At 59.4% G+C, this 21,927-nt stretch carries 22 protein-coding genes and 1 pseudogene; 11 read left to right on the plus strand and 12 right to left on the minus strand.

Features of this window, described 5'->3' with window-relative positions; genetic code table 11:
• The first annotated feature begins 276 nt into the window (after positions 1-276).
• Positions 277-768 (plus strand): hypothetical protein, encoded by a 492-nt coding sequence (locus FGE05_RS23550; RefSeq protein ID WP_139648734.1) that lies wholly within the window; start codon positions 277-279, stop codon positions 766-768.
• Here FGE05_RS23550 and FGE05_RS29930 read toward each other — a convergent pair.
• Both FGE05_RS29930 and FGE05_RS23560 read right to left on the minus strand, forming a co-directional pair.
• Positions 765-1,013, minus strand: coding sequence for a hypothetical protein (locus tag FGE05_RS29930; protein ID WP_175363638.1), 249 nt, complete (start codon positions 1,011-1,013; stop codon positions 765-767). The two genes, FGE05_RS23550 and FGE05_RS29930, sit on opposite strands and share 4 nt — an antisense overlap.
• A gap of 128 nt (positions 1,014-1,141) precedes the next feature.
• Complete coding sequence (locus FGE05_RS23560) at positions 1,142-2,377, minus strand: MFS transporter (protein ID WP_139648736.1); 1,236 nt, start codon at positions 2,375-2,377, stop codon at positions 1,142-1,144.
• A 246-nt stretch (positions 2,378-2,623) separates the two neighbouring features.
• Between FGE05_RS23560 and FGE05_RS23565 the strand changes: the two genes are divergently transcribed.
• Entirely contained in the window at positions 2,624-3,523 is a 900-nt protein-coding gene (locus FGE05_RS23565) for an AraC family transcriptional regulator (protein WP_139648738.1), read from the plus strand.
• 202 nt (positions 3,524-3,725) lie between these two features.
• Here FGE05_RS23565 and FGE05_RS23570 read toward each other — a convergent pair whose 3' ends face one another.
• Together FGE05_RS23570 and FGE05_RS23575 are read right to left on the minus strand one after the other, a co-directional pair.
• Complete coding sequence (locus FGE05_RS23570; protein WP_139648740.1) at positions 3,726-5,189, minus strand: amino acid racemase; 1,464 nt, start codon at positions 5,187-5,189, stop codon at positions 3,726-3,728.
• A gap of 11 nt (positions 5,190-5,200) precedes the next feature.
• The gene (locus FGE05_RS23575; protein WP_139648741.1) at positions 5,201-6,493 is read right to left on the minus strand and encodes a dicarboxylate/amino acid:cation symporter; all 1,293 of its coding nucleotides are present in this window, start codon (positions 6,491-6,493) and stop codon (positions 5,201-5,203) included.
• A gap of 181 nt (positions 6,494-6,674) precedes the next feature.
• Between FGE05_RS23575 and FGE05_RS23580 the strand changes: the two genes are divergently transcribed.
• Positions 6,675-7,583, plus strand: coding sequence for a LysR substrate-binding domain-containing protein (locus FGE05_RS23580; RefSeq protein WP_139648743.1), 909 nt, complete (start codon positions 6,675-6,677; stop codon positions 7,581-7,583).
• Positions 7,584-7,757: 174 nt separating this feature from the next.
• Entirely contained in the window at positions 7,758-8,246 is a 489-nt protein-coding gene (locus FGE05_RS23585) for a hypothetical protein (RefSeq protein WP_257225704.1), read from the plus strand.
• A 31-nt stretch (positions 8,247-8,277) separates the two neighbouring features.
• Here FGE05_RS23585 and FGE05_RS23590 read toward each other — a convergent pair whose 3' ends face one another.
• The 4 genes from FGE05_RS23590 to FGE05_RS23605 form a co-directional block, all read right to left on the minus strand.
• A complete protein-coding gene (locus tag FGE05_RS23590; protein WP_139648745.1) occupies positions 8,278-9,165 on the minus strand; it encodes a LysR family transcriptional regulator in 888 nt (295 codons plus the stop codon).
• A gap of 6 nt (positions 9,166-9,171) precedes the next feature.
• Positions 9,172-9,858, minus strand: coding sequence for a cysteine hydrolase family protein (locus FGE05_RS23595; protein ID WP_139648747.1), 687 nt, complete (start codon positions 9,856-9,858; stop codon positions 9,172-9,174).
• Between the two features lie 132 nt (positions 9,859-9,990).
• Entirely contained in the window at positions 9,991-10,863 is an 873-nt protein-coding gene (locus FGE05_RS23600; RefSeq protein WP_139648749.1) for a TIGR03915 family putative DNA repair protein, read from the minus strand.
• Positions 10,854-12,074, minus strand: a complete 1,221-nt coding sequence (locus FGE05_RS23605; RefSeq protein ID WP_139648751.1) for a putative DNA modification/repair radical SAM protein — start codon at positions 12,072-12,074, stop codon at positions 10,854-10,856. Before FGE05_RS23605 ends, FGE05_RS23600 begins: the two co-directional genes overlap by 10 nt.
• 117 nt (positions 12,075-12,191) lie before the next feature.
• Between FGE05_RS23605 and FGE05_RS23610 the strand changes: the two genes are divergently transcribed.
• The 4 genes from FGE05_RS23610 (at position 12,192) to FGE05_RS23625 (ending at position 14,456) form a co-directional block, all read left to right on the plus strand.
• Entirely contained in the window at positions 12,192-12,362 is a 171-nt protein-coding gene (locus tag FGE05_RS23610; RefSeq protein ID WP_139648753.1) for a YhfG family protein, read from the plus strand.
• On the plus strand, positions 12,362-12,982 hold the full coding sequence (locus FGE05_RS23615; protein WP_139648754.1) for a putative adenosine monophosphate-protein transferase Fic: 621 nt from the start codon (positions 12,362-12,364) through the stop codon (positions 12,980-12,982). The genes FGE05_RS23610 and FGE05_RS23615 overlap by 1 nt, the downstream gene beginning before the upstream one ends.
• A 142-nt stretch (positions 12,983-13,124) precedes the next feature.
• Positions 13,125-13,667, plus strand: a complete 543-nt coding sequence (locus FGE05_RS23620) for a hypothetical protein (RefSeq protein ID WP_139648757.1) — start codon at positions 13,125-13,127, stop codon at positions 13,665-13,667.
• A 66-nt stretch (positions 13,668-13,733) separates the two neighbouring features.
• A complete protein-coding gene (locus tag FGE05_RS23625) occupies positions 13,734-14,456 on the plus strand; it encodes a metallophosphoesterase (protein WP_139648759.1) in 723 nt (240 codons plus the stop codon).
• A gap of 39 nt (positions 14,457-14,495) precedes the next feature.
• Here the strand turns inward: FGE05_RS23625 and FGE05_RS30490 are convergent, their stop codons facing one another.
• Together FGE05_RS30490 and FGE05_RS30495 are read right to left on the minus strand one after the other, a co-directional pair.
• Positions 14,496-15,359 (minus strand): methyl-accepting chemotaxis protein, encoded by an 864-nt coding sequence (locus FGE05_RS30490; protein WP_373682520.1) that lies wholly within the window; start codon positions 15,357-15,359, stop codon positions 14,496-14,498.
• Positions 15,351-16,121, minus strand: a pseudogene (locus FGE05_RS30495) (MCP four helix bundle domain-containing protein); the annotation flags it as partial. The pseudogene FGE05_RS30495 and the gene FGE05_RS30490, both read right to left, overlap by 9 nt.
• A gap of 605 nt (positions 16,122-16,726) precedes the next feature.
• On the opposite strand from FGE05_RS30495, the gene FGE05_RS23635 reads away from it, so the two are divergent.
• The 3 genes from FGE05_RS23635 to tal all read left to right on the plus strand — a co-directional run bounded on the left by FGE05_RS23635 (position 16,727) and on the right by tal (position 19,757).
• Complete coding sequence (locus FGE05_RS23635; RefSeq protein ID WP_139648763.1) at positions 16,727-17,473, plus strand: hypothetical protein; 747 nt, start codon at positions 16,727-16,729, stop codon at positions 17,471-17,473.
• Between the two features lie 183 nt (positions 17,474-17,656).
• Positions 17,657-18,652 (plus strand): tRNA dihydrouridine(20/20a) synthase DusA, encoded by a 996-nt coding sequence (gene dusA / locus FGE05_RS23640; RefSeq protein ID WP_139648765.1) that lies wholly within the window; start codon positions 17,657-17,659, stop codon positions 18,650-18,652.
• Between the two features lie 178 nt (positions 18,653-18,830).
• The gene (gene tal, locus FGE05_RS23645) at positions 18,831-19,757 is read left to right on the plus strand and encodes a transaldolase (protein WP_139648767.1); all 927 of its coding nucleotides are present in this window, start codon (positions 18,831-18,833) and stop codon (positions 19,755-19,757) included.
• Positions 19,758-19,966: 209 nt separating this feature from the next.
• On the opposite strand, the gene rssC is transcribed toward tal, so the two are convergent.
• Positions 19,967-20,449: an anti-sigma factor antagonist RssC gene (rssC, locus tag FGE05_RS23650; RefSeq protein ID WP_139648769.1), complete on the minus strand. Its 483-nt coding sequence runs from the start codon at positions 20,447-20,449 to the stop codon at positions 19,967-19,969.
• Positions 20,449-21,630 carry a two-component system response regulator RssB gene (gene rssB, locus FGE05_RS23655; protein ID WP_139648771.1) on the minus strand — a complete coding sequence of 394 codons (1,182 nt, stop codon included), beginning with the start codon at positions 21,628-21,630 and terminating at the stop codon, positions 20,449-20,451. The genes rssC and rssB overlap by 1 nt, the downstream gene beginning before the upstream one ends.
• Positions 21,631-21,927 lie beyond the last annotated feature (297 nt).

The following is a 21,927-nucleotide window of genomic DNA, read 5'->3' on the forward strand; positions in this document are numbered from 1 at the left end:
CAGCTTTGAGCTTGAACTCACTGGAATAAGATTTACGCATAGCCAAACACCTCAGATTTGGGCGCCATCATAGCGCCCGATTGAAGTGTCCAAAATCATTAGGCCAGTTCAGCCTGCTCGCGATAGCGGTGCATAAACCCACCCAGAATTGACTGGCCTGACGCCTTCGCGAGCAAGCTCGCCCCTACACTCGAAAGCCTTCCCCTGACCCAACGCAACTGAACCCCTGCCCCCATCAGCTAAGCTCACCTCATCACTACGACAGGGAGCATTAACATGAGCAAGGCAGACGAGCTGGCAGCCAAACTGAGGCAAACCCGGCAAAGCCGTGCCGATACGGATAACAACGCCGACCTGGCGATTGAACATTGGCCCGCCCAGGTCTATGAGCTGTACCACCAGATCGAAACCTGGCTGGCGCCGGTCTGCGAGGCCGGACTGACGATTCGGCGCAATCCTACCCACGTGTTCGAAAGCCATTCCAGCGGTTCGACGTACAACTACGCCATTGATCGACTGTCGATGGAAGGAAACCATCACCGCATCGAGCTCGACCCGATTGCCCGCTTCTCCTCTCATGGAGAGGGCTGTATTGAAATCCACCTGAAGGGGCAGACACGCTGCCTTCTGCGAACCGTCGGCGAGCATGGTGAATCGCGGTGGCATGTCCAGTCGAACGGACAACCGCAGTCCGAGCCCTTGGCACTGGACGAAGATGCATTGGTTGCGCTGGTGGAGGAAGGTCTGGGGTTAACGCACGCAGTCTAATTGCTGGCCTGGAAGGCCGACTGGAGTGTCACGCCGCTGCCAACTTCAGCGTCGGGCGACGTCACTTGCGCCATCGGCCGTGCCACCAGCCTGTTCAAGGCGTTGTCGATCTCATCGGCCGCGCCTTGTGCATAGAGGGCATTCGCCCAGCTCCAGTAGCGATCGGACATCAATCCGCCCACCGCCTGGGCACACAGCTCATCGCTGCAGACACCCATTTTCCCCGCGGCAGCGATAACGGCCATAAGGGCTTGCTCCAACTGGGGAATTCGTTCGGTAGACACAACTGACGGCCTGATGGATCGCGAGAGCCGAGTTTACCAAGATATCAATAGGCCACCAACCGCAAGCGCTCAACGGTCAGCTGACTTGCTCAGCTACCCACCGCGCTGAATGCCGCGGTGCTCGGCATCGCTAACGACTCCCGAGCCGTAGCGCGGCCAGCCAGCATGGTCAGGATGGCGGCAACGCCCAGCACCGCCGCACTGGTTTCGAAGGTCGCCTGGTAGCCGTTCAGATCAAACAGAAGACCACCGACCGTCGCGCCCGACCCGATGGCGAGCTGGACGATTGCCACCATCAGCCCGCCTCCGGCCTCTGCATCGTCCGGCAGTGTCCGCGCCAGCCAGGTCCACCACCCGACAGGCGCGGCAGTCGCCACCAGACCCCATAATCCCAGCAAGACGGTCGTGGCAACCGCGGACGCGCCGAACCCCACCAGCGCAATGGCAATCGCCGCCATCAACAAGGGGATTATGACCAGAGTCCGATACAAGCCCTTCTTCAGAAATGCGCCAATCAGGAAAGTGCCCAGGAAACCGGCCACGCCGATGACCAGCAACATGAACGAAAGCAGGGAGACGCTCACTTGGGTCACGCTTTCGAGGAACGGACGCAGGTAAGTGAACAGCATGAACTGCCCCATGAAAAACGTGCTGACCGCCAACATGCCCCATGCAACCGGCGCCCGGGTCATCAGCCTGAAGACATTGCTGCTGCCCTGTTTCGTCTGCGAGTGCCGGACCCGCATTGTCGGCATCCGCAACAGCAGCCAGACCAGGGCAATCGCAGCCACGGGCACGATGCAGAAGAACGCGCCACGCCAACCGATGATCGCGCCCAGGAAACTGCCCAACGGCGCCGCCACCACCGTCGCCAGGGCGTTGCCGCCATTGACGATGGCCAAGGCACGCGGCAGATGATTGTCCGGTACCAGTCGCATGGCCGTGGCCGCCGACAGCGACCAGAAGCCACCGATTGCAACCCCGATCAAGGCGCGTCCCGCCATGAACGTCAGGTAATCAGGCGCCAGCGCGACCACCGTCCCGGAGAGGATCATCAGCAGTGTCAGGGCCGACAGCAGCCATTTACGGTCGATCCTGGCCGCAATCGAGGCAATGAACAGACTGGTGATCAGCGCGAAGGCGCCGGACACGGCAATGCCCTGGCCGGCCTGCCCCTCGCTGACATGCAGATCCGCTGCTATCGGCGTCAGCAGGCTGACCGGCATGAATTCCGACGCTACGAGCGCGAACGCGGCGAGCGCCATGGCAAGCACGGCACTCCATGCGGGTTGGCCGTGTGATTTCGGCAAAGAGGTATCGGTCATCGAGTATGCATCCTGTCGCTGAGGTAAACGCTTTTGCTGCGCCGCAAGAGCGGGTCCGCTCGGGCCTCGGGAACAGCACCGCAGCACACGCCCATTTCAGCGGTTATCTCTAGATGACCGGTAGAGTATTTCTCTGTAATTCTTGCCCGATTCTGTGAACCTGCACGCGACATATAGTCAGCGCTTCGCTTGGCGAGGTAATGTTCTGCCTAAAGCTATCAACCCTACCTGAAACCTGAGCACACCATGACGACCCGGCGCACATCGTTGCAAGAGACACTCGCCGACAACATTGGCGCGCGGGCCCTGCGGACGGGGGACTATGCAACCTCGATCGCCGGCCTCAGCCTGTTTCGCCGTGATGCCCCCGCGCCGCCTGCCATCTGCATGATCGAACCGAGCATCGTCCTCGTGGCCCAGGGTGCGAAGCAACTGTGGCTCGGCGGCGAGGCCTATGGCTACGATGCCTCGCGCTTCCTTATCACCTCGCTGGACCTGCCCGCCGATTCCGAGGTGACCCAGGCCAGCCCGGAGCAACCCTGTCTGGGACTGGTCTTCAAGCTCGACTTGCGCCTGGTCGCCGACCTAGTCGCCCAAGGCAGCCTGGCACCCGGTCGGGATCGCCCCGTCGGCGTCGGCGCGAACATCGGCGCGGTGACGCCCGAGCTGCTCGCGCCATTCATACGCCTGCTGGGTCTGCTGGATGAACCCGACGCGATTCCGGTCCTCGCGCCACTGATCCAGAGGGAAATCCATTATCGTCTGTTGATGAGCGAACAAGCTGCCCGGCTGCGGCAGATCGCCTCCGTGGACAGCCAGGGCTACCGGATCGCCAAGGCCATCGACTGGCTGAAATTAAACTACACCGACCCGATCCGCGTGGAAGACCTTGCGGCGAGTGTGCAGATGAGCGGCCCCACGTTCCACCATCACTTCCGCCAACTCACCGCGATGAGCCCGCTGCAATACCAGAAATGGCTGCGGCTGAACGAAGCGAAACGCCTGATGCTCAACGAACACATGGATGTGGCAAGCGCGGCCTTCAAGGTGGGCTATGAAAGCCCGTCCCAGTTCAGTCGCGAATATGGCCGCTTGTTTGGTGCGCCGCCCAAGCGAGATATTGCCGGGCTACGGAACAAGGCTTGATGCAAAACACTGTGGCGAGGGGATTTATCCCCGCTGGGTTGCGAAGCAACCCCAAGACAGCCAAACATAATCTGTCTGGTACATCGAGGTGCCAGGGTTCAGGGCTGCTTCGCAACCCAGCGGGGATAAATCCCCTCGCCACAGGATGTTGTGTATTTGCTCAGGTGAAACACCCACAGGCTGAGTCTTGTAGAGGACAACCTCATTTCGCCAGGGCAATGCACTTCAATGCCAGGATCATCGTCGGGTCCACCAACGCCACCGTGTGCCCATTGATTTCAAACGCCTCGCCGTGTTCGAGCACCAGGGGCAGCTCCGTACACCCAAGGATCAACACCCCTGCCCCCAGTTCGCATAGGTGCTCGGCCGCCAGCAGCAACTGTTCCCTGCACAGCCCGTCGGTGAAACCGGCCTTGATTCCCCGCGGCCCGTAGATAGCGTCCATGACCATGGCCTGATAATCGACCCCCGGCGTCAGGATTTGCAGCCCGGCGCGGCGTGCGGCCTGGTGATAGACCTGGCTCTGTACCGTGCCGGAAGTCGCCAGGAGCCCGATGATCTTGCCCGCCCCGTATCGGTGCAGGATCCACTCCACGGTCTCGCTCAACATATTCACGATGGGCACCCGCAGGTTCGCCTGGATGCGTTCGACAAAGGCATGGGCGGTGTTGCAGGGAATCGCGATGGCGTTGACGCCCGCGCTTTCGAGGCGCTTGCAGGTGGCATACATCGCCAGGGTCGGATCGGTTTCACCCCGCAGCAGGTTGGCCGTCCGATCCGGTATCTGCGGGTTCTGTTCGACCACCATCCTGATGTGGTCCTGGTCCCTGTCCGCCGGCGTATGAGCCACCACCTTGGACATGAAATCCACCGTGGCGGCAGGCCCGACACCGCCCATGATGCCCAGTTTGAAGCTTGGTGGACTTGGCGACGTCCGCTGCTGCGTCGCGAAATCCGCGTAGATCGAGTTGATGTCCAGCACCGCCATACCCCTTCGCTGCAACTCGGCACAGACCAATGAAAGCTCGGTCATGCCGGGAAGCATCACCGTCGCCCCCTGAGCCTGCAACGACAAGCACGCCTGATGCAGCACCTCCAGCGGCGCGCCCTCCAGGTGACCGTCCTTGATGCCATCAAGACCGTACATGGCCTCCATCAAAGCCGACTGAGCCTCGGCATCGGGATAAACGATCCGGTAATCCTCCGCGAAGTACCGTTCGAACAATCCACAGTGACGCACGAAGTCGGAGCCGATGACACCCAGCGTTGCCCCCGGCCGGACGGTGCGCCTGACGTGCCGGGCCAGGGCCGCCATCATGTCCAGCACCGCAATGCCCAGCTCGTCCTGGATTTCCGCGCGGAAGGTATGGCTGGCGAAGCATGGAAGCATCACCGCGTCGAAACCATTGGCCTCGAACGACTTGCACACCTGGAACACATAGAACTTGCGCGACGTCATGCTTGCATTCGTGTCCAGGGGCAGCAGCACGTCCTTGAAGGGGTGTTGTTCGACCAGAAAATGGTAGCGGCCCTGATCCTCGAGCACCGCCCTGGACTTGAGCAGTTTGTAGAACAGGTCGCCACCGGCCAGGGAGCCAAGCCCGCCGACGATGCCCAGCTTCCGAACCGCAGGCGTCTGCCGGGTCGACTTCGCTTTCACCTTCATGACGTTGCTCCCTACACAACCGGAACCGGTTCGGATCGAGACTGGACGGGAGCTGTGTCACGGTCCTCGGCCGTCTCCTCGTGCGGTTCGGATTGAGCGACCACCGCCGTTGCAATGCTGTTGCCCACCACGTTGGTCGCCGTGCGTGCCATGTCCAGGAACTGGTCGATGCCGATGATCAACAACAGCCCCGCCTCGGGAAGATTGAACATCGGCAAGGTGGCCGCGACCACGACTACCGAAGCCCGTGCCACGCCGGCCATGCCTTTGCTGGTAATCATCAGCGTCAGGAGAATCAACATCTGCTGAGTGAAACTCAGGTCAATGTTGTAGGCCTGGGCGATGAACAGAATGGCGAAGGCCTGGTACATCATCGAGCCATCCAGGTTGAACGAATACCCTAGGGGCAGTACGAAGCTGGACACACGCTTGGGCGCGCCGAACTTCTCCAGCGCCTCGATGGTTTTCGGGTAGGCGGACTCGCTGCTGGCGGTGGAAAAGGCCAGGAGAATCGGCTCGCGGATGAGTTTGCCGAGCCGGAACACGGCACGTCCGAGGAACAGGTAGCCGGCCCCGAACAGCAACGCCCAGAGAATCAGGATGCCCAGGTAGAACTCGCCGATCAGCTTGCCATAGTCGACAAGCAAGCCGAGGCCCTGAGTGGTGATGGCCGAAGCGATGGCGGCAAACACGCCAATCGGCGCGAAGGCCATGACGTAGTCGGTGATCTTGAACATCACCTTCGCCAACTCTTCGATGGAGTCGGTCATCCGGGTGTGGCCCGCCCGTTTGGCGCCAGCCAGTGCGAAGCCAAAGAACAACGAAAACACCACGATCTGCAGGATCTCATTGTTCGCCATGGCCTCGGCGATGCTGCGGGGGAACACGTGGCCGATGAAGGCCTTGAGGCTGAAATCACCGGTATTGACCGGCACCGCAGCGGCCGCATGTTGCGCGACGTCCAGATTCAGCCCGGCACCGGGCTGAAACAGATTCACCAGCCCCATCCCGATCAGCAGCGAGACGATTGACGCCGTCACGAACCACGCCATCGCCCGGGCACCAATGCGCCCCACGGAACGGGAATTGCCCATGCTGGCGATCCCGCCGACCAGGGTCGCGAACACCAGGGGGGCGATAATCATCTTGATCATGCGCAGGAAAATGTCGGTGACCATCGAAAAGTAGCCGGCGATCTCCTTGGCGCTTTGCTCGCTCCCTGCGAAATGGTGACACGCCCAACCCACCAGCACGCCCAGGGCAATGCCCATTGCAATTCGACGTGGGAGCTTATTCTTCTTCACGGTGTTGTCCTCAAGTAGTTCTTGGAGTTTTTTTACTTGGCAAGGTCGATTCTAAGGAGAGGATCTGGGGAGATGATGAGTAATCCAGATACCTTCATGCGCTTTTGGAATAGTTACGTAACAGGCGCGCCGGGCCGGGGATTGCGACGTAAACTGACGCACCTTTAGCGGGAGATCGGACATGCAACTCAAATGGCTGGATGACCTGCTGGCGATCGCCGAGTGGAAGAACTTTTCACGCGCCGCCGAAGTCCGTTGCGTGACACAATCAGCCTTGTCACGCCGTATCCGCTCGCTCGAGGAGTGGGTGGGGGTCAAGCTGGTAGACCGCGGCACCTACCCCGTCCAGCTAACGGCGGCGGGCATCACCTTTTGCGAGGAAAGTCGGGACGCATTGGCCGGCCTGCTGCGGTTGCGCTCAACGTTACGCGATGTGGAGCGGATGCCGGGCCGCTCTATCCAGATCACCGCGGCCCACAGCCTCTCGATGACCTTCCTGCCGAAATGGCTCTCCCAATTCCAGCAACACAACGAACAGTTCAACGCCCGGGTCGTCGCCGCCAACATCCACGACGCCGTCATTGCCCTCGAAGAAGGCAACTGCGATTTGATGATGGTCTATCACCACCCACTCGCCCCCATCCTGCTGGACGCCGAGCGCTTCGGCAGCCTGACCCTCGGCCATGACGCGTTCATTCCCTTGTGCGCCCCCAATGCCAAGGGCGAACCGCTGTTCCGCCTGCCCGGCCGCGCCGGCAAACCGGTGCCCCACCTGGCCTACACCGCTACCACCTTCCTGGGTCGCGTCGCCGACATCGTCATCAAGAACGGCCCCGCACCGACGGCACTGGAGCGCTGCTACGAGGCCGACATGGCGATGCTGCTGATGCGCATGGCGGTCGAAGGCTATGGCGTGGCCTGGTTGCCGCAGAGCGCGGTGGCCGATGAATTGGAGCGAGGGTTGTTGGTCAGGGCCGGGGGCGACGAATGGAGCACGCAGTTGGAGATTCGCTCGTACTGTGCGATCGCCAATCGGAACCCGACGATGCGCAAGTTGTGGAAGACGTTGGAGGGGGCTTCGTTGCGATAGCTGGCAGACGCTGTTTGAAGAGACAGAACGCCCCTGTCAACAGGCGGGAATCGATGTGCCTGGTCGTCGTTTTCCCAGGAATACACTCTTTAACAATTCTCTGCCCCAAAGATCTAAAGGCGCTAAACCACATGCCGATAGCGTTCTAGCATCCAACTCATCCAGGGACTGAACATGATTACCTTCGGCGCACCGATCTCCAACAGCAGCCAACCCTCCGTGTTCAGCGTAGAGCCCGATAAATCAGCGAATGAAATACCAGAGGCATCGGCAACCAAACCGTCTACGGGCACGCAAGTTGAAGGGGTAAAAGTGACGCTGTCAGGCGTTGGCCTCCAAAAAGCCGCGAACGGACGCTCTGCCAATGCCAACAAGGACATTGAAGAAAGTGGATTGCCTGATCAGGTGCAGAAGATCCTGAAAATGATTCGGGAGTTGAAGCAGAAAATCCAGGAAAAGCAGTCAGAAATGCAGGCGCTCATGGCCGACCAGAGTATGTCCCCGGAAACCAAGCAGACGAAAATCGGCGCGTTGCAGGCCACGCTCTCGACACTCACCGCCAGCCTGATGACAGCGAGCGCCTCCCTGGAAAAACTGAGCAAGAATGGAAGCCTGTCTGCCGCCCAGGTACAACAAGCCGCCAAGCTGGCCATGAAAAGCTGAACCCGCTTCTCGGGGGATTTCCATCCCCCTCTCAGAGCTTTCCTTCGTAGTACTGGGCCATGTGATCAACAAACACGCGGACCTTGAGGGGCAAGTTCCGGGCGTGAGGATACAGCGCATAGTAGTGCCGCGTGCCAAGGGTGTACTCCGGCAGAATCCGCACCAACCTTCCCGTCAGCAGATCGTCCCGCACCGTCGCCAGGGTAAATGCAGCGATCCCCCCGCCTGACAAGGCGCACGCATGCAAGGCGGTGATGGTGTCCGTATGAAAGGCGCTGTTGCAATCCAACGTCATTGCCTTCCCTCCTTCGCTGACCAATGACCATTGGGTAGCCGACGCATACGTCAGCAGCCGGTGCTGATTGAGCTCAACGGCATTGCGAGGAAGTCCGTACTTGGCTACATAGCTCGGCGCCGCCACCAAGACTTGCGATGACACCCCGAGCAAACGGGCGACCAGGCTGCTGTCGGCCAACGGCCCGCAGATCCGCAACGCCACATCGAACCCATCGGCCACCAGGTCGACAAGGGGATCGGAGCACGACAAATCGACCTGGATGTCCGGATAGCGTTGCTGGAAGGCCGGCAACCAATGAGCCAGTTCCAACGTACCGGTTACCAGCGGCACGCTGATTCGCAGCAGTCCGGAGGGACGCTCCTGCTCCAGGGTAGCGGCGCGGGAGGCGGCCTCGACGCGGTCCAGGATATCCACGCAAGCCGCGTAGTACCTTTCGCCGGCCGCGGTCAGGCTCATGCGTCGGGTATTGCGATTGAGCAGACGCACGCCCAAGGCGCTTTCCAATTGCTGCAAGTGTCGCGACACCGAGGAATGAGTGGTGTCCAGCCGCTCCGCTGCGGCTGAAAACCCCTGGGACTCCACAATGCAACGGAACACGCCCATGGCGAGCATCTGATTCATATCGACTCAGCGTATCGGTAAATTGATGATCTGCTCGGTGGTCATGACATCACCGAAGGTATCCTCGACTTCAGCCAGCGCGGCCTTGTGCAAGGCGTCCTTGTCGATCGCCTCACCGTTGACCCGGGTAATCGCGCGAGTCGCCGATGCGTCGGAGGCGACCAGTACGTTGTAGCCCAAAGGCGCCGCATCCCGAGCGGCACCCGCCACGCACGCATGGGTCATGAGGCCGGAAATGATCAGGTTTTCGATACCCGCGCGCTTCAGACGCTTGTCCAGGTCGGTACTGCCGAAGACGCTGACGGTGGTTTTCTGCAACACCACATCCTGGGCCCTGGGTTGCATGTCCGGATGAAACTTCACGCTTTCACCATCCTTCGCGAACACCGCCGAACCTGCGGGGGCGACGTGTTGGACATGGAAAACCGGCATCTTGTGGTTATCGGCAAAGGCAATCAGCTTACGGGTATTGGCCAGCGCAGCCGCGCCATCAGGAATCGGCATCTTACCGGTGAAGTATTCGTTCTGAAAATCGATCACCAGTAACGCGGTTTTACCAACAGGCAACTGGCCGGCCGGCGTTGCGCCTGACATGGCCCGGATGGTTGGGTGGTTTTCCGCGAGTGCGCCGCTGCTGGCGACAATGCCGGAAAATGCACAGGCGGCGAGGAAACGGCGGGTGAATCGTTGCATGGGAATTTCCCTTCCTGGTTGTTGAGGGAAGGAATGCTAGAAAGAGGTTTGGTGCTTGAACACAGCGGGGACGGCACAGGACCTGTTCGGGATTTGCACAAACACAGCACTATGGGCTGCGACGGAGGGAAATCAGGATGAGGGAAATTGAGTTGGCAGAGGAGCGAAGTCACCCACAACGATCCGCTTCCCAACCTTCTCCCCCACCTCCAACGCCTGCCCATCCCGTTGCTTTCCCTGCCTCGCCAGCCCAACCAGCCGGGGAATCAATTCTCCCTCGGGCAAGTGCTGCCAGAAGCGCCCGGGCATGTGCTGTCTGAGTGCCTGCGGATTGACCCGCGCCGGGTTGAAGGTGTGTCGATAGTAAGTACGCCATAACTCTGCGTCCGGGTCTTCAGCGTGACGCGCCCATTGCTGCCACTGCTCAGGACATTGGCGCTGATAATCCAGGGCCTCACCATCGAACCGGATGCCATCGCGAGGCGTCGCTATCAGCCAGCGTTGTCGGCCCAGCCGCTCGGCAAAATGGCCGCTCGCACTTTCGAGGATGTCATGGGCCGGCTCGTGAAAGGCCACGAGGTCCAGTTGCAACTGCTCGGCAAGCGGCTGCGGCAAGGGTATGAAGCGCACAAACGCATGGAGGTGATGGGCCTCGCGGCTGACTTGTTTGATCCGTCGCTGCAATTCGCTGCCCAGGCGATCACCGGCGAGCATCGCCGTGCGATCGCCATGGGCGACACGCCAGAGCACTTCGTACAACAGGCTCCAGCGTTGTTCGCCCTGGTAACGGCCGGCCTGCTCGAGCTGGGTCAACAAGGCCGCCGGCACTCGTGTGGAAAACGGACCCGGGCCTGACGGCAGCGGCGTCGGCATGGCCAGCAAATCGGCCATGGGGCCTTGGGTCCAGGTCACCTCAGCGGGGTCGATGCCGTGGCCGAGCAGTTTGCGGGCCTGGTCGCGCCATATCAGGAAATCATCCTGGCAATCCAGCGCAATCATCCCCACAACCCCATTTGCATGGGCCCTTGGGGCTCACGCAAGCGCGCCCGCAGCAGGCCGCTGCGCATCTGAGCGTCGGCGGGCCGGTAGTCGCTGGTGACGATGAACGGTCGCGCCTTTTCCAGCACGCAACGCAACTGCACCAGATCGTCGTAGCGGACCCGTCGTTCCCGGCGAAGCGCCACCAGGCGTTGCACGCTGCGCAAGCCAATTCCCGGAATACGCGCCAGCAACGCGGGTTCGGCACGGTTGACGTCGAGGGGGAACACTTCACGGTTCGCCAGCGCCCAGGCCAGTTTGGGGTCGATGTCCAGGTCCAGGTTGCCGGCGCCCCCCAGGATTTCACCCGCCTTGTAGCCGTAGCCGCGCATGAGGAAGTCAGCCTGGTACAGCCTGTGCTCGCGCAACAACGGCGGCGCCGCCAATGGCACGCTGGCGGGGCTGTCGGGAATCGGGCTGAAAGCCGAGTAGTAGACCCGCCGCAGGCCATACCCCTGGTAGAGCGATTCGGCATTCTGCAGGATCGCATGATCGTCCGTGGCATCGGCCCCGACAATCACCTGGGTGCTCTGCCCGGCCGGGGCGAAGCGAGGCGCGCGCACTTCTCCAGCCACTGCTTGCTGGCCCTGATGGATGGTGCCCATGGCCTGGCGGATCGTGACCAGCTGCTTCTCCGGCGCCAGGCGCTTGAGACTGGCCTCGCTGGGTAACTCGATGTTCACGCTCAGGCGATCGGCCAGCCGCCCGGCCTCCTCGATCAGCAACGGATCGGCATCGGGAATGGTCTTGAGGTGGATATAGCCACGAAACTGATGCACCTCCCGCAACAGACGCGCCACGCGCACCAGTTGCTCCATGGTGTAGTCGGCCGACCGAATGATGCCGGAACTCAGGAACAGCCCGCTGATGCAATTGCGACGATAGAAATCCAGCGTCAGGCGCACCACCTCCTCCGGCGTAAAGCGCGCCCTCGGCACGTTGCTGGAGCGGCGGTTGACGCAGTACTGGCAGTCATAGAGGCAGAAATTGGTCAGCAGCACCTTGAGCAGCGAGACGCAGCGCCCATCCGGCGTGTAGCTATGGCAAATGCCCATGCCGTCCGTGGCCCCCAACCCGTCACGACCGCGAGAGCTGCGCTTGGGTGCACCACTGCTGGCGCAGGAGGCGTCATACTTGGCAGCGTCGGCGAGAATGCCGAGCTTGGCGATCAGTTGCATGGGAGGGCTCTCGATACTGGTTATGCATACAGTATTTGGAGAAGCAGGGCGATGCAAGCGCCATTGGTCATCGGTGGGTTATAATCCATTCACCCACGCGATTTGAGGTCCAGCCCCATGGGCACTATCAGCCTTGAAACCAAGAAGGCCTACGCGGCCAGGACACGTCGGTCCAACTATACGGCCAGCCTGCGCCTGGAAGGCTTCAAAGTGACCTTTTCCGATGGCGAATGCAAAATGCCGACCCGTGAAGAAGTCTTGAAGACCTTCACCAAGACCAGAACCTGATGCCCGACAAATATGGGGTCGGTGAAGACGCCTATTGCTACCCGGGCTCCACTGTCCTTCGCAACAAACTCGATATCCGCGACGAACCCACCTTGAGCGAAGCCGAACAACAACTCACGGCCATCGCGGCGGACCACGTCGAATTCAACCCTCCCCCTTACGACCTGGCCTACCTCCAGAACATCCACCGGCAACTCTTCTCGGATTTGTACGAGTGGGCCGGAGAACTGCGCACCGTCGGGATGGCCAAGCAAGACACACGCTTCTGCCAGCCGCAGTTCATGGAAAAAGAAGCCGGGAAAATTTTCAGCAACATGGCCGCCGCCCATTGGTTCGAAGGACTGTCCCGGGCGGACCTGATCGTTGCCGTGGCCGATGCCTATTCCGATATCAACGTCGTCCACCCCTTTCGCGAAGGCAATGGACGTGCCCAACGCATTCTCTTCGAACATCTCATCATGAATGCCGGGTTTGAAATCAGTTGGTGGGGCATCGAAAAGGAAGAGTGGATCTTTGCAAACATTGCAGCTTACAACTGCACTCTTGGCCCCATGGTGCAGGTGTTCGAGAAGTGCATTGGTCAGGCGATTCAAGCCAGTGCAACTGATGCCGCCCTATGAACTGATCGCACTATCATCGACTCGCTCAACCCCTGCCCCCTTCGAAACCGCATCGATTTATTTCATCTTGCGGGTAGGTCAGCGATAAACTCGACAGCCATTGCATGCCTCGACGCTGCAGATCATTCTCAAGGACTCCAGTATGACTCTCTTGCCGTCACGCTCCCTCTTCTTTGTCTCCAGCCTCATGGCCAGCACTTTGTGCTTCGCCGAAGCTGAACCGGCCGATGGCAGCCTCATCAAGGACTCGACCAAAGCCGCCGTTTCATCGTTCATCACGGCTGGGAAGAACCTGTTGGGCGGTGTGAGCGAAGGTGTACTCGATGGCCGCGAATCGGCCCAGGGCACCGATGGCGCAGCGATCATTTCCTCCGGCGAACAAATGAAAGAGCGCATTGGCGTCGAGGTGCTGAAACTGGAGCCCAGTGATGACAACCTGACAGTCACTCTCGGTTTCAAGAACAGTACCGACACGCAACTGCGCCTGATCAACCTCAGGCAGACGGGCGTCTTGCTGGCTATCGACCAGGCAGGTTATGCCAACAGCCTCAAGGCAATGGAAAACCCGGATGAAGTCACTGTTCCACCCAAGGCCGCCGTGCGGCAGAAGTTCATCTTCGATGGGCAGAACGAGCCCATCAGTTCTGTACGGGTGTGGGGCCAGGACTATCAATTGAAAAAATAATGTTATTGGGCCAGAAGAGCGAGCAAGCTGCTTCCTCTTCTCCCCTCTCCACATGAAATGCCGACGATGAACACGATCAGAACGTTCTCCCCCAATGGAAAAGGCCGGGACTTTGTCGTAGGTGATGTCCATGGACACTTCAAACTTCTGAAGTCGCTTTTGGTTAACGCCAATTTCAATGCTGAACGGGATCGTGTTTTCTCGGTTGGCGACCTGATCGATCGCGGCCCGGACTCCCTGGACGTGATGAACTGGCTCACGGAGCCCTGGTTTCACGCGGTCCGAGGCAATCATGAACAGATGCTCATTGACTGTGTGTCCGGACAGGGCGACATTGCCAGGCATACCCGAAACGGCGGGGCCTGGCTCTATGAACTGGCAGCCAAGACCCAGCATGAACTGTCCAATGTCCTCCAGGGACTTCCGCTAATCATTGAAGTTGACCTGGTAGACGGAAGAAAAATGGGCATCGTGCACGCCGAAGCTCCGTTACTACACGACGATGGCGACTGGCAGACTGCCAAAGACGCCTTGTCCGGACATTTTGGAGAAGACAGCCGCCACCGCGCCCTGAAAACAGCGCTGTATGCCCGGGGGAAAATCGAACAGCAGAATAATGACCCCATCAGGGGAATAAGCCGGCTTTACGTCGGGCACTCAACCGTATCGAGCGTCACCTGCCTGGGTAATGTCGTCTACATCGACACCGGCTGTTCCTTTCACGATGGGGCATTGAGCCTTGTGGAACTCAATGCGGACACCACAACCTGCATAACAATGCGCCCATAGTCGAATACGGAAACGGGTACGACACTTCGCCTGCACGTGTCAGACCTTGAAACGCGCCACCAGGCGATTCAGTTCAATCGCCAGGTTCGCCATCTCACCGCAAGCGCCGGCGGTCTGAGTAGCGCCCGCCGCGCTCTGGATCGACAGCTCGCGGATGCTGGTCAGGTTTTGGTCGGCCTCGCGAGCCACCTGCGCCTGCTCTTCGGAGGCGGTGGCGATCAGCAGGTTGCGTTCATTGATACGGGTAATCGTCTCGGCGATCTGCTTGAGCGACTGGTCGGCGTTCTGCGCCACCGAAATTGAGCTGCTGGCCATCTGGGCGCTGACGTTCATGGCGCCCACTGCCTGGGTCGAGTCGGCCTGAATCGCGCTGATCATCTGTTCGATTTCCTGGGTCGACTGCTGGGTGCGGTGTGCCAGAGCCCGGACTTCATCGGCCACCACGGCAAAGCCGCGACCTTGCTCGCCGGCGCGGGCGGCCTCAATGGCCGCGTTCAGCGCCAGCAGATTGGTCTGCTCGGCAATCGCACGAATCACCTCGACCACCTTGCTGATGTCCTGGGCCCTGCTGGACAAGGCCTTGACCTGATCTCCAGTGCTGGCCACGTTGCCGGCCAGGCTTTCGATGGCTTTGAGGGTCTGCGCCACATTCTCGATCCCCGAGCGGGTGAATTCCATGGATTCGCGGGAAGATTGGGCGGCGGCTTCGGCATTGCGTGCCACCTCATCCACCGCGGCGCTCATTTCGGTCACGGCGGTGGCGGCCTGATTGACCTCATCGTTCTGCCGCACCAATCCGCGGCTGGCGTCTTCGGTCACTGCGGTCATTTCTTCAGAGGCCGATGCCAGTTGGGTGGAAGAGTCAGCGATGCGGGCAATGGTTTCCCGCAGATTGCTCTGCATTTTCGCCAGGGCGGCCAGCAGACGACCGGCTTCATCGCGGCCACTGACCGAGACCTCCCGGGACAGGTCGCTGCCGGCGATGCGCTCGGCCACGGACAGGGCATCGTTGATGGGCGTGGTGATGCTTCGAGTCAGCACCGCAGCCAGCACCACGGTAAGGACCACGGTCATCACCAGTAGGCCAATCACCAGCGTTACGCCATGGCTATAAGTCGAGGCAGCCTCCAGGCCGGCACGCTTGGCACCCTCGTCGTTAAAGTCCGAGAGCTTGGTCATCTTGTCCTGCAGGGTATTGGTCATCGGGCTGATGCGAGCATTGATCAGGGTAATGGCAGCAGCGTTGTCACCCTTTCGCAGCAACGGCTCCAGTTCGTCCAATAGCTTGAAATACTGCTGCACGTCGGTGGACACCGCCTGGTAGAGCTCACGCTCTGTCGGTCCGGTAATCAAGGGTTCGTAACGATTGAGGGCCTCCTGCAACGTGCTGCGGTAACCGCTCAACGAAGCGATGCGGGTTTGGCGCTGTTGTTCGTCGACGGTCACCGTGATACGGATGCTTTCAAGACGCAGGCGCAAGATGCCAGTCTGCATCTTGGCTGTCTGACGGATACTCGCCATCCAGTTGGTTTCGACATCCTGCTCCGAGTCTCGCAGCTTACCCATCTGCAACAGGGCGATGATGCCCAGGGCAAAGACCACCATAACAATAAGCGAGAAGAAGGCGGCAGACCTCGGGGCGAGGTTCATGGTCCTGACATTCATGTTTTGTCTCTCTTGGAAAGGGTCGGCATAGCGCTGCCGTTATTCCGAGATATCGACCAAGATGTCTGGCGCTGCAAATCAGCCGACAAATGGGCTAGCGCGGTCTTTGGCAGGGCATCGGTGATGGAGGCCTTTCTTCCTCCGGCGGGAGAGTTTGTGCGTGTGGACGTGAGAGTGAGAACTGCGGCTTTCCGTCCAGATCCCCGACGCCTCCATACCCCGCTCCCCCGCATCCCTTGCCCCGCCGCTTCAGTGTTGCTCCATGATGGATTGGGTGGATTAATCACCGAACCCGCTACTCTGCTTGCTTAGCGCCGCTCTCTTCGTCACTCCCGTAGCAAACATCTAGCAACCGCAGCTTGGCGTGTTGCAACCGTGCGGCGCTGGGCAAGAATTACACCGCTATGTGTCTTTTACGTAATCCGAGCACATATTCGCGCCCATCCGCGTCGACAGCTTTAAAACCATGAACTATGTTCAGATTCAATACTGCTATCGCGTCAGTGCAGTCGGTCAGCATCGCACCCTTTTCGATAACCCGATAATACAATGCACTCGCTATTGTTTGGTCAGCAGCCTGGAACGAATTGAAAAATGGAGGACCTATGATCATTCCGATTACCGATAACACTGTCCCTAATGGAGGTGGTAGCTATACAGCAGACGAAACCCTTCAAATCGGAGTTAAATCCATGCAAAAAAAAGAAGTTTCGTTCTTGGAAAGAAAAAAATTCAACATCAAACTTGGCACGGCCTCCCGAGGGATAATGGTTGCTGACGAAGGGACTCCGTTGGCCAACCTCGGACCGGAAGAGAAACTCTATATACTTGGACATAGCTCCTCAGGTGACAATCTGCTGTCAGGAAAAACACCATCCGAGCTACTTGACCACCTGATCAAGCGTGGTTTGGACCTGATGCGTCCACTTAAAATAGTCCTCGTATCCTGTAACGCCGGAAGTCGCCTCACAGGAAAAAGCTTCGCCGAAATTTTTTTTGCCGAAGCATTTACGCGAATAGAAAAAAAACTCAGCTGGGATAACATGCAGATCGACATCAACCACAAGGCAAAAACCAATGGCGGCCATACATTATGGGTAAAAGCTCCGAAGGGAATGATCTCTTTTTCAAATCTTCATGATCTCAAGCCCCATATCCTCCCTATCGAGCTCTACTCAGAATACCAGCAATTAAAATTAAAGCTCGATCTTAAACAGATAGAAAAAGAAGATCTCGAAGAGTGGCTTCAAAAAAACATGCGAACAACTTTACCCACCGATTGGCAGTTCCTTCCCGAGTCCTCCGCACAAATGCATTGGGGGCTGGGCGGCGAGAATCCTGCCGCACCTTGAATTTTGCTCCACCTCCGTGAGGTGGGGAGGCCGGCTAGATGATTCTCAGATTTATTTATCCTCGACCTCATACCTACACTGACTCACCAACAAGCGAAGCCCTAGACACTCAGCTCCCATCCAAACCTCGCCGACCTCTTTCCTGATAAACTGCGGCCTTCCGCCTTTCCGCCCAGATCCCCGATGCCTCTATACCCAGCCCCCCCACAGCCCTTGTCCCGCCGCTTCAGCGTTGCCCCGATGATGGATTGGACAGACGCCCACTGCCGCTACTTCCTGCGCATCCTCTCCAAAAACGCGCTCCTCTACACCGAAATGGTCACCACCGGCGCCCTGCTCAACGGCGACCATGAGCGTTTCCTGCGTCATCACGAAACCGAACATCCCCTGGCGCTCCAGTTGGGTGGCAGCGTCCCGGCGGATCTGGCCGCCTGCGCGAAGATGGCCCAGGAGCATGGCTACGACGAGGTCAACCTCAATGTCGGTTGTCCAAGCGATCGGGTGCAGAACAACATGATCGGTGCGTGCCTGATGGGGCATCCGGGGTTGGTGGCCGATTGTGTGAAGGCGATGCGTGATGCGGTGTCGATCCCGGTGACGGTCAAGCATCGGATCGGGATCAACGGGCGGGACAGCTATGAGCAGCTGTGTGAATTCGTTGGCACGGTGCGCGAGGCCGGTTGCACGAGTTTTACCGTGCATGCGCGGATCGCGATCCTGGAGGGGCTGTCGCCAAAGGAGAATCGTGATATCCCGCCCCTGCGCTATGACGTGGTGGCGCGGTTGAAGGCGGATTTTCCGGAGCTGGAAATCGTGCTCAACGGCGGGATCAAGACGCTTGAGGCGTGCCATGAGCATCTGCAGACCTTCGACGGCGTGATGCTGGGGCGCGAGGCGTACCATAACCCCTATCTGCTGGCCGAGGTCGATCAACAGCTGTTCGGCAGTACCGCGCCGGTCATCACCCGGGCCGAGGCGCTGGCACAGCTGCGACCCTATATTGCCAATCACCTGGCCGCTGGTGGGGCGATGCACCATATCACCCGTCATGTGTTGGGCCTGGGCACTGGTTTTCCAGGAGCGCGACGGTTTCGGCAACTGTTGTCGGTGGATATCCATAAGAGCAAGGATCCGTTGGCGCTGCTGGATCAGGCCGCTGGGTTGCTGGAAGGGCGCTGACGGTCATTTGGGTTGAACCTGCACGCGGTTTTGGCATCGTATCTACCGGTACCTGCCCCGCCCTTTCAAACAGCCGTTTTCAGGTTGTTGCCACCGGGGCCATTGATCCCCGCACACGCCCTTGAGTGGCCGCCGGCCCTCGGGTAATGTCAACAGACCCATAGGACAGAGCACGCTCATGACTTCCAAGCTGGAACAACTCAAGCAATTCACCACCGTCGTGGCCGACACTGGCGACTTCGAAGCCATTGCCCGCGTCAAACCGGTAGATGCCACCACCAACCCTTCCCTGCTGCTGAAGGCCTCGGCGATGCAAGGCTATGCAGAGCTGTTGAACGCCTGCGTGGCGGACTGCAAGGGTGATGTGGGCCTGGCCAGCGACCGCTTCGGTGTGGCGGTCGGGGGAGAGATCCTGAAGGTGATTCCAGGGCGCATTTCCACCGAAGTGGATGCGCGCCTGTCGTTCGACACCGATGCCATGCTGAAACGTGCCCATCGCCTGGTCGAACTGTACGACAAGGCCGGCATTGGCCGTGATCGCGTGCTGATCAAGATCGCTTCGACCTGGGAAGGCATCCGCGCCGCCGAGCAACTGGAGCGTGAAGGCATCCAGTGCAACCTGACCCTGCTGTTCTCCTTCGCCCAGGCCGCGGCCTGTGCCGACGCCGGGGTGTTCCTGATTTCGCCGTTCGTGGGACGTATCTACGACTGGTACAAGAAAGCCAATGGCAACGACTACACCGGTGCCGATGATCCAGGCGTCCAGTCGGTGACACGCATCTACAACTACTACAAGGCCAATGACTACAAGACCGTGGTCATGGGCGCCAGCTTCCGCAACCTCAACCAGATCGAACAACTGGCCGGTTGCGACCGCTTGACCGTCAGCCCGGAACTGCTGGAAAAACTGGCCGCCGACGAAGGCAAGCTGGAGCGCAAGCTGGCACCAGGCCAAGCCGGTGAAGCGCGCTTAAGCCTCAATGAAGCGCAGTTCCGCTGGTTGTCCAACGAGGACGCCATGGCTACCGAAAAGCTGGCAGAAGGTATCCGTCAGTTTGCCCGGGACCAGGAGAAGCTCGAGGCGTTGCTGCAAGCCAAGCTCTGAGCTGATTCAAAGGCATGCAAAAGGGGGCGAACCTTGATGGGTTCGCCCCCTTTTCATGTTGGAATGGCTTGGCTGCGCACTGAGGGATTGGACGACAGAACAGACGTCATCGCGAGCAGGCTCGCTCCCACAAGTTTCGCGTAACCTTCATCAACTGAGTACAGCCCAATCCCTGTGGGAGCGAGCCTGCTCGCGATGGGCCCCCTGGTTCAGGGACGTTCCAGCGCGTTCACCAGGTCATGGAACGCTTCACGATTGGATTCGTTCAGCCCCATGAGGATCTTGTGGGCTTCGAGCACCTTGATCCGCACGTCTTCCTCGGACTGGTCCTGGTCAGGCAGGTCATCCAGGCACTCAGGGCACGGCACCGGGTCGCTCACGATGTTGAACACCTGATCGAAACCCATCGATTGCAGCAGACGGGTGATGTCGTTATGGGTGGTGACGACGGTGGGCAGCAAGCCGACCTTCTGCCGCGACAGGATCGACAGTTTGGCCAGCAGGCCAAGTGTGGTGCTGTCGATACTGCGGGTTTCGGTCAGGTCGATCACGATGGCGCTGAAATTCAGCGCGGTGAAGATCCGCTCAATAGTCGCATCCAGCGCCGAACACAGCGTCAGGCGCACTTCACCGACAAACTTCAGGACAAATGTGCCGTCCTGCTCGGCGAACTGGATTCTACCAGTACTCATCAAAGGTTCCTGCTCAACACTAACAGGGCGATATCATCCGGCATCTCCCCTAGCGTGGCTAATCCAAACACTTGGCGCAAGCCTTCCAGGCTGCCGCCCGCTGCGCTCACCCGTTCAGGCAAGGCCGCTTCTTTCTCTTTGAGTGTAGGCTCTGTCAAAAGATCCAGAATGCCATCAGACATCAGCGTCAAGCTGAATACCGGCGGCAATTCCAGCACGTGGTCTTCGTAGGTTGCCTCATTGAACAGGCCCACCGGCAAACCACGCCCTTCCAGATACCGAACACTGTCTGGCGTATACAACACAGGCAACGGCAGGTGACCGCCGATGCTATAGGTCAGCAAGCCCGTCTCCTCGTCGATGACTCCACCGACCATCGTGACGTGCTTACCCAGCTTACAACTGATCAGGCCCCGGTTGATATGCCCCAGGACCTCAGACGGCTTGAACTCTGGCAGCGTGCCGTTGCGCTTGGACTCGAACAGCAGCCGCGTGGTCATGAACTTCAGCAGCACCGTGACGAAAGCCGACGAAGCACCATGGCCGGAAACATCCGCCAGGTAGAACGCCACCCGTCGCTCATCGACCCGGAAATAGTCCACGAAATCCCCCGACAGGTACAACGACGGGATGATCTGGTGGGCAAACCGGAAATCGTCGACGGCCCAGGGGCTGACCGGCAACATGTTCATCTGCACCTGGCGCCCGGCGTTCTGGTCTTCCTGCAAAAGGTTGAGGCTGGCTTCCAGCTCACGGTTGGCGGTTTCCAGCTTTTCCCGATAACGCTGGTTTTCTACCAACAGCCGCGAACGGTCCAGGGCTCGGCGCACCGAGTGCTCGAGCACTGCCAGGTCTTCGAGAGGTTTGATCAGGTAATCCGCCGCGCCCAGGCGCAATGCCTCGACCGCGTCATTCATCACGCCGGCACCCGACACCACGATGACCGGTGTCTGCGAAGAAATTCCGGTGACTTGGCGAATGAGCTCAAGTCCGCCCATCTGCGGCATGCGCAGGTCGCAGATGACCAGGTCGGGCTTGTCTTGCTCGAATACCTGAAGACCCTGTTGGCCGTTGCTGGCCTGCAGGACGCTGAAACCACTGTCTTCCAAGTAGGCTGCGAGACTGGCTCGCACCACTTCGTCATCATCGATTATCAGCAGCGTGGCACTGGTTTTTGGCATGTGGGCAAACGGCGCCAGAATTAGGTTGGCGTAGTCGGCTGGGCCATCTGGCCTTGCACGCACTACTGGATTCGCTTTCTAGCCTCTCTGTCGTACCGGCTTCAGGCCTTTGCCCTACACACGATTACATCAGAGGTGCCCTTCTAAGGCGCAGACGGTACTCCCATCCGCGGGGCGTTTCAAGCTCATGCGAATAGCCGCTTGCCGTCTTTATTTGTCAAAGTACAGAGAGTTATAAGAACCGAGCGAAGCGTAACTCAATGGAAGGACAAATCGGCCGGACAACGCGCAAAAGCG

The organism is Pseudomonas sp. ICMP22404, from assembly GCF_006227205.1.
Classification (GTDB): domain Bacteria; phylum Pseudomonadota; class Gammaproteobacteria; order Pseudomonadales; family Pseudomonadaceae; genus Aquipseudomonas.

What these genes read in the sequence shown, in the direction of transcription:
- FGE05_RS30490 (WP_373682520.1), bottom strand. Translation starts at nt 15,359, where the DNA reads ATGCAGAGCAATCTGCGGGAAACCATTGCCCGCATCGCTGACTCTTCC.
- FGE05_RS23590 (WP_139648745.1), bottom strand. Translation starts at nt 9,165, where the DNA reads ATGAATCAGATGCTCGCCATGGGCGTGTTCCGTTGCATTGTGGAGTCC.
- FGE05_RS23615 (WP_139648754.1), top strand. Translation starts at nt 12,362, where the DNA reads ATGCCCGACAAATATGGGGTCGGTGAAGACGCCTATTGCTACCCGGGC.
- FGE05_RS23620 (WP_139648757.1), top strand. Translation starts at nt 13,125, where the DNA reads ATGACTCTCTTGCCGTCACGCTCCCTCTTCTTTGTCTCCAGCCTCATG.
- FGE05_RS23610 (WP_139648753.1), top strand. Translation starts at nt 12,192, where the DNA reads ATGGGCACTATCAGCCTTGAAACCAAGAAGGCCTACGCGGCCAGGACA.
- rssC (WP_139648769.1), bottom strand. Translation starts at nt 20,449, where the DNA reads ATGAGTACTGGTAGAATCCAGTTCGCCGAGCAGGACGGCACATTTGTC.
- rssB (WP_139648771.1), bottom strand. Translation starts at nt 21,630, where the DNA reads ATGCCAAAAACCAGTGCCACGCTGCTGATAATCGATGATGACGAAGTG.
- FGE05_RS23595 (WP_139648747.1), bottom strand. Translation starts at nt 9,858, where the DNA reads ATGCAACGATTCACCCGCCGTTTCCTCGCCGCCTGTGCATTTTCCGGC.
- dusA (WP_139648765.1), top strand. Translation starts at nt 17,657, where the DNA reads ATGCCTCTATACCCAGCCCCCCCACAGCCCTTGTCCCGCCGCTTCAGC.
- tal (WP_139648767.1), top strand. Translation starts at nt 18,831, where the DNA reads ATGACTTCCAAGCTGGAACAACTCAAGCAATTCACCACCGTCGTGGCC.
- FGE05_RS23625 (WP_139648759.1), top strand. Translation starts at nt 13,734, where the DNA reads ATGAACACGATCAGAACGTTCTCCCCCAATGGAAAAGGCCGGGACTTT.
- FGE05_RS23635 (WP_139648763.1), top strand. Translation starts at nt 16,727, where the DNA reads ATGATCATTCCGATTACCGATAACACTGTCCCTAATGGAGGTGGTAGC.
- FGE05_RS23565 (WP_139648738.1), top strand. Translation starts at nt 2,624, where the DNA reads ATGACGACCCGGCGCACATCGTTGCAAGAGACACTCGCCGACAACATT.
- FGE05_RS23585 (WP_257225704.1), top strand. Translation starts at nt 7,758, where the DNA reads ATGATTACCTTCGGCGCACCGATCTCCAACAGCAGCCAACCCTCCGTG.
- FGE05_RS23550 (WP_139648734.1), top strand. Translation starts at nt 277, where the DNA reads ATGAGCAAGGCAGACGAGCTGGCAGCCAAACTGAGGCAAACCCGGCAA.
- FGE05_RS23570 (WP_139648740.1), bottom strand. Translation starts at nt 5,189, where the DNA reads ATGAAGGTGAAAGCGAAGTCGACCCGGCAGACGCCTGCGGTTCGGAAG.
- FGE05_RS23605 (WP_139648751.1), bottom strand. Translation starts at nt 12,074, where the DNA reads ATGCAACTGATCGCCAAGCTCGGCATTCTCGCCGACGCTGCCAAGTAT.
- FGE05_RS23580 (WP_139648743.1), top strand. Translation starts at nt 6,675, where the DNA reads ATGCAACTCAAATGGCTGGATGACCTGCTGGCGATCGCCGAGTGGAAG.
- FGE05_RS23560 (WP_139648736.1), bottom strand. Translation starts at nt 2,377, where the DNA reads ATGACCGATACCTCTTTGCCGAAATCACACGGCCAACCCGCATGGAGT.
- FGE05_RS29930 (WP_175363638.1), bottom strand. Translation starts at nt 1,013, where the DNA reads ATGGCCGTTATCGCTGCCGCGGGGAAAATGGGTGTCTGCAGCGATGAG.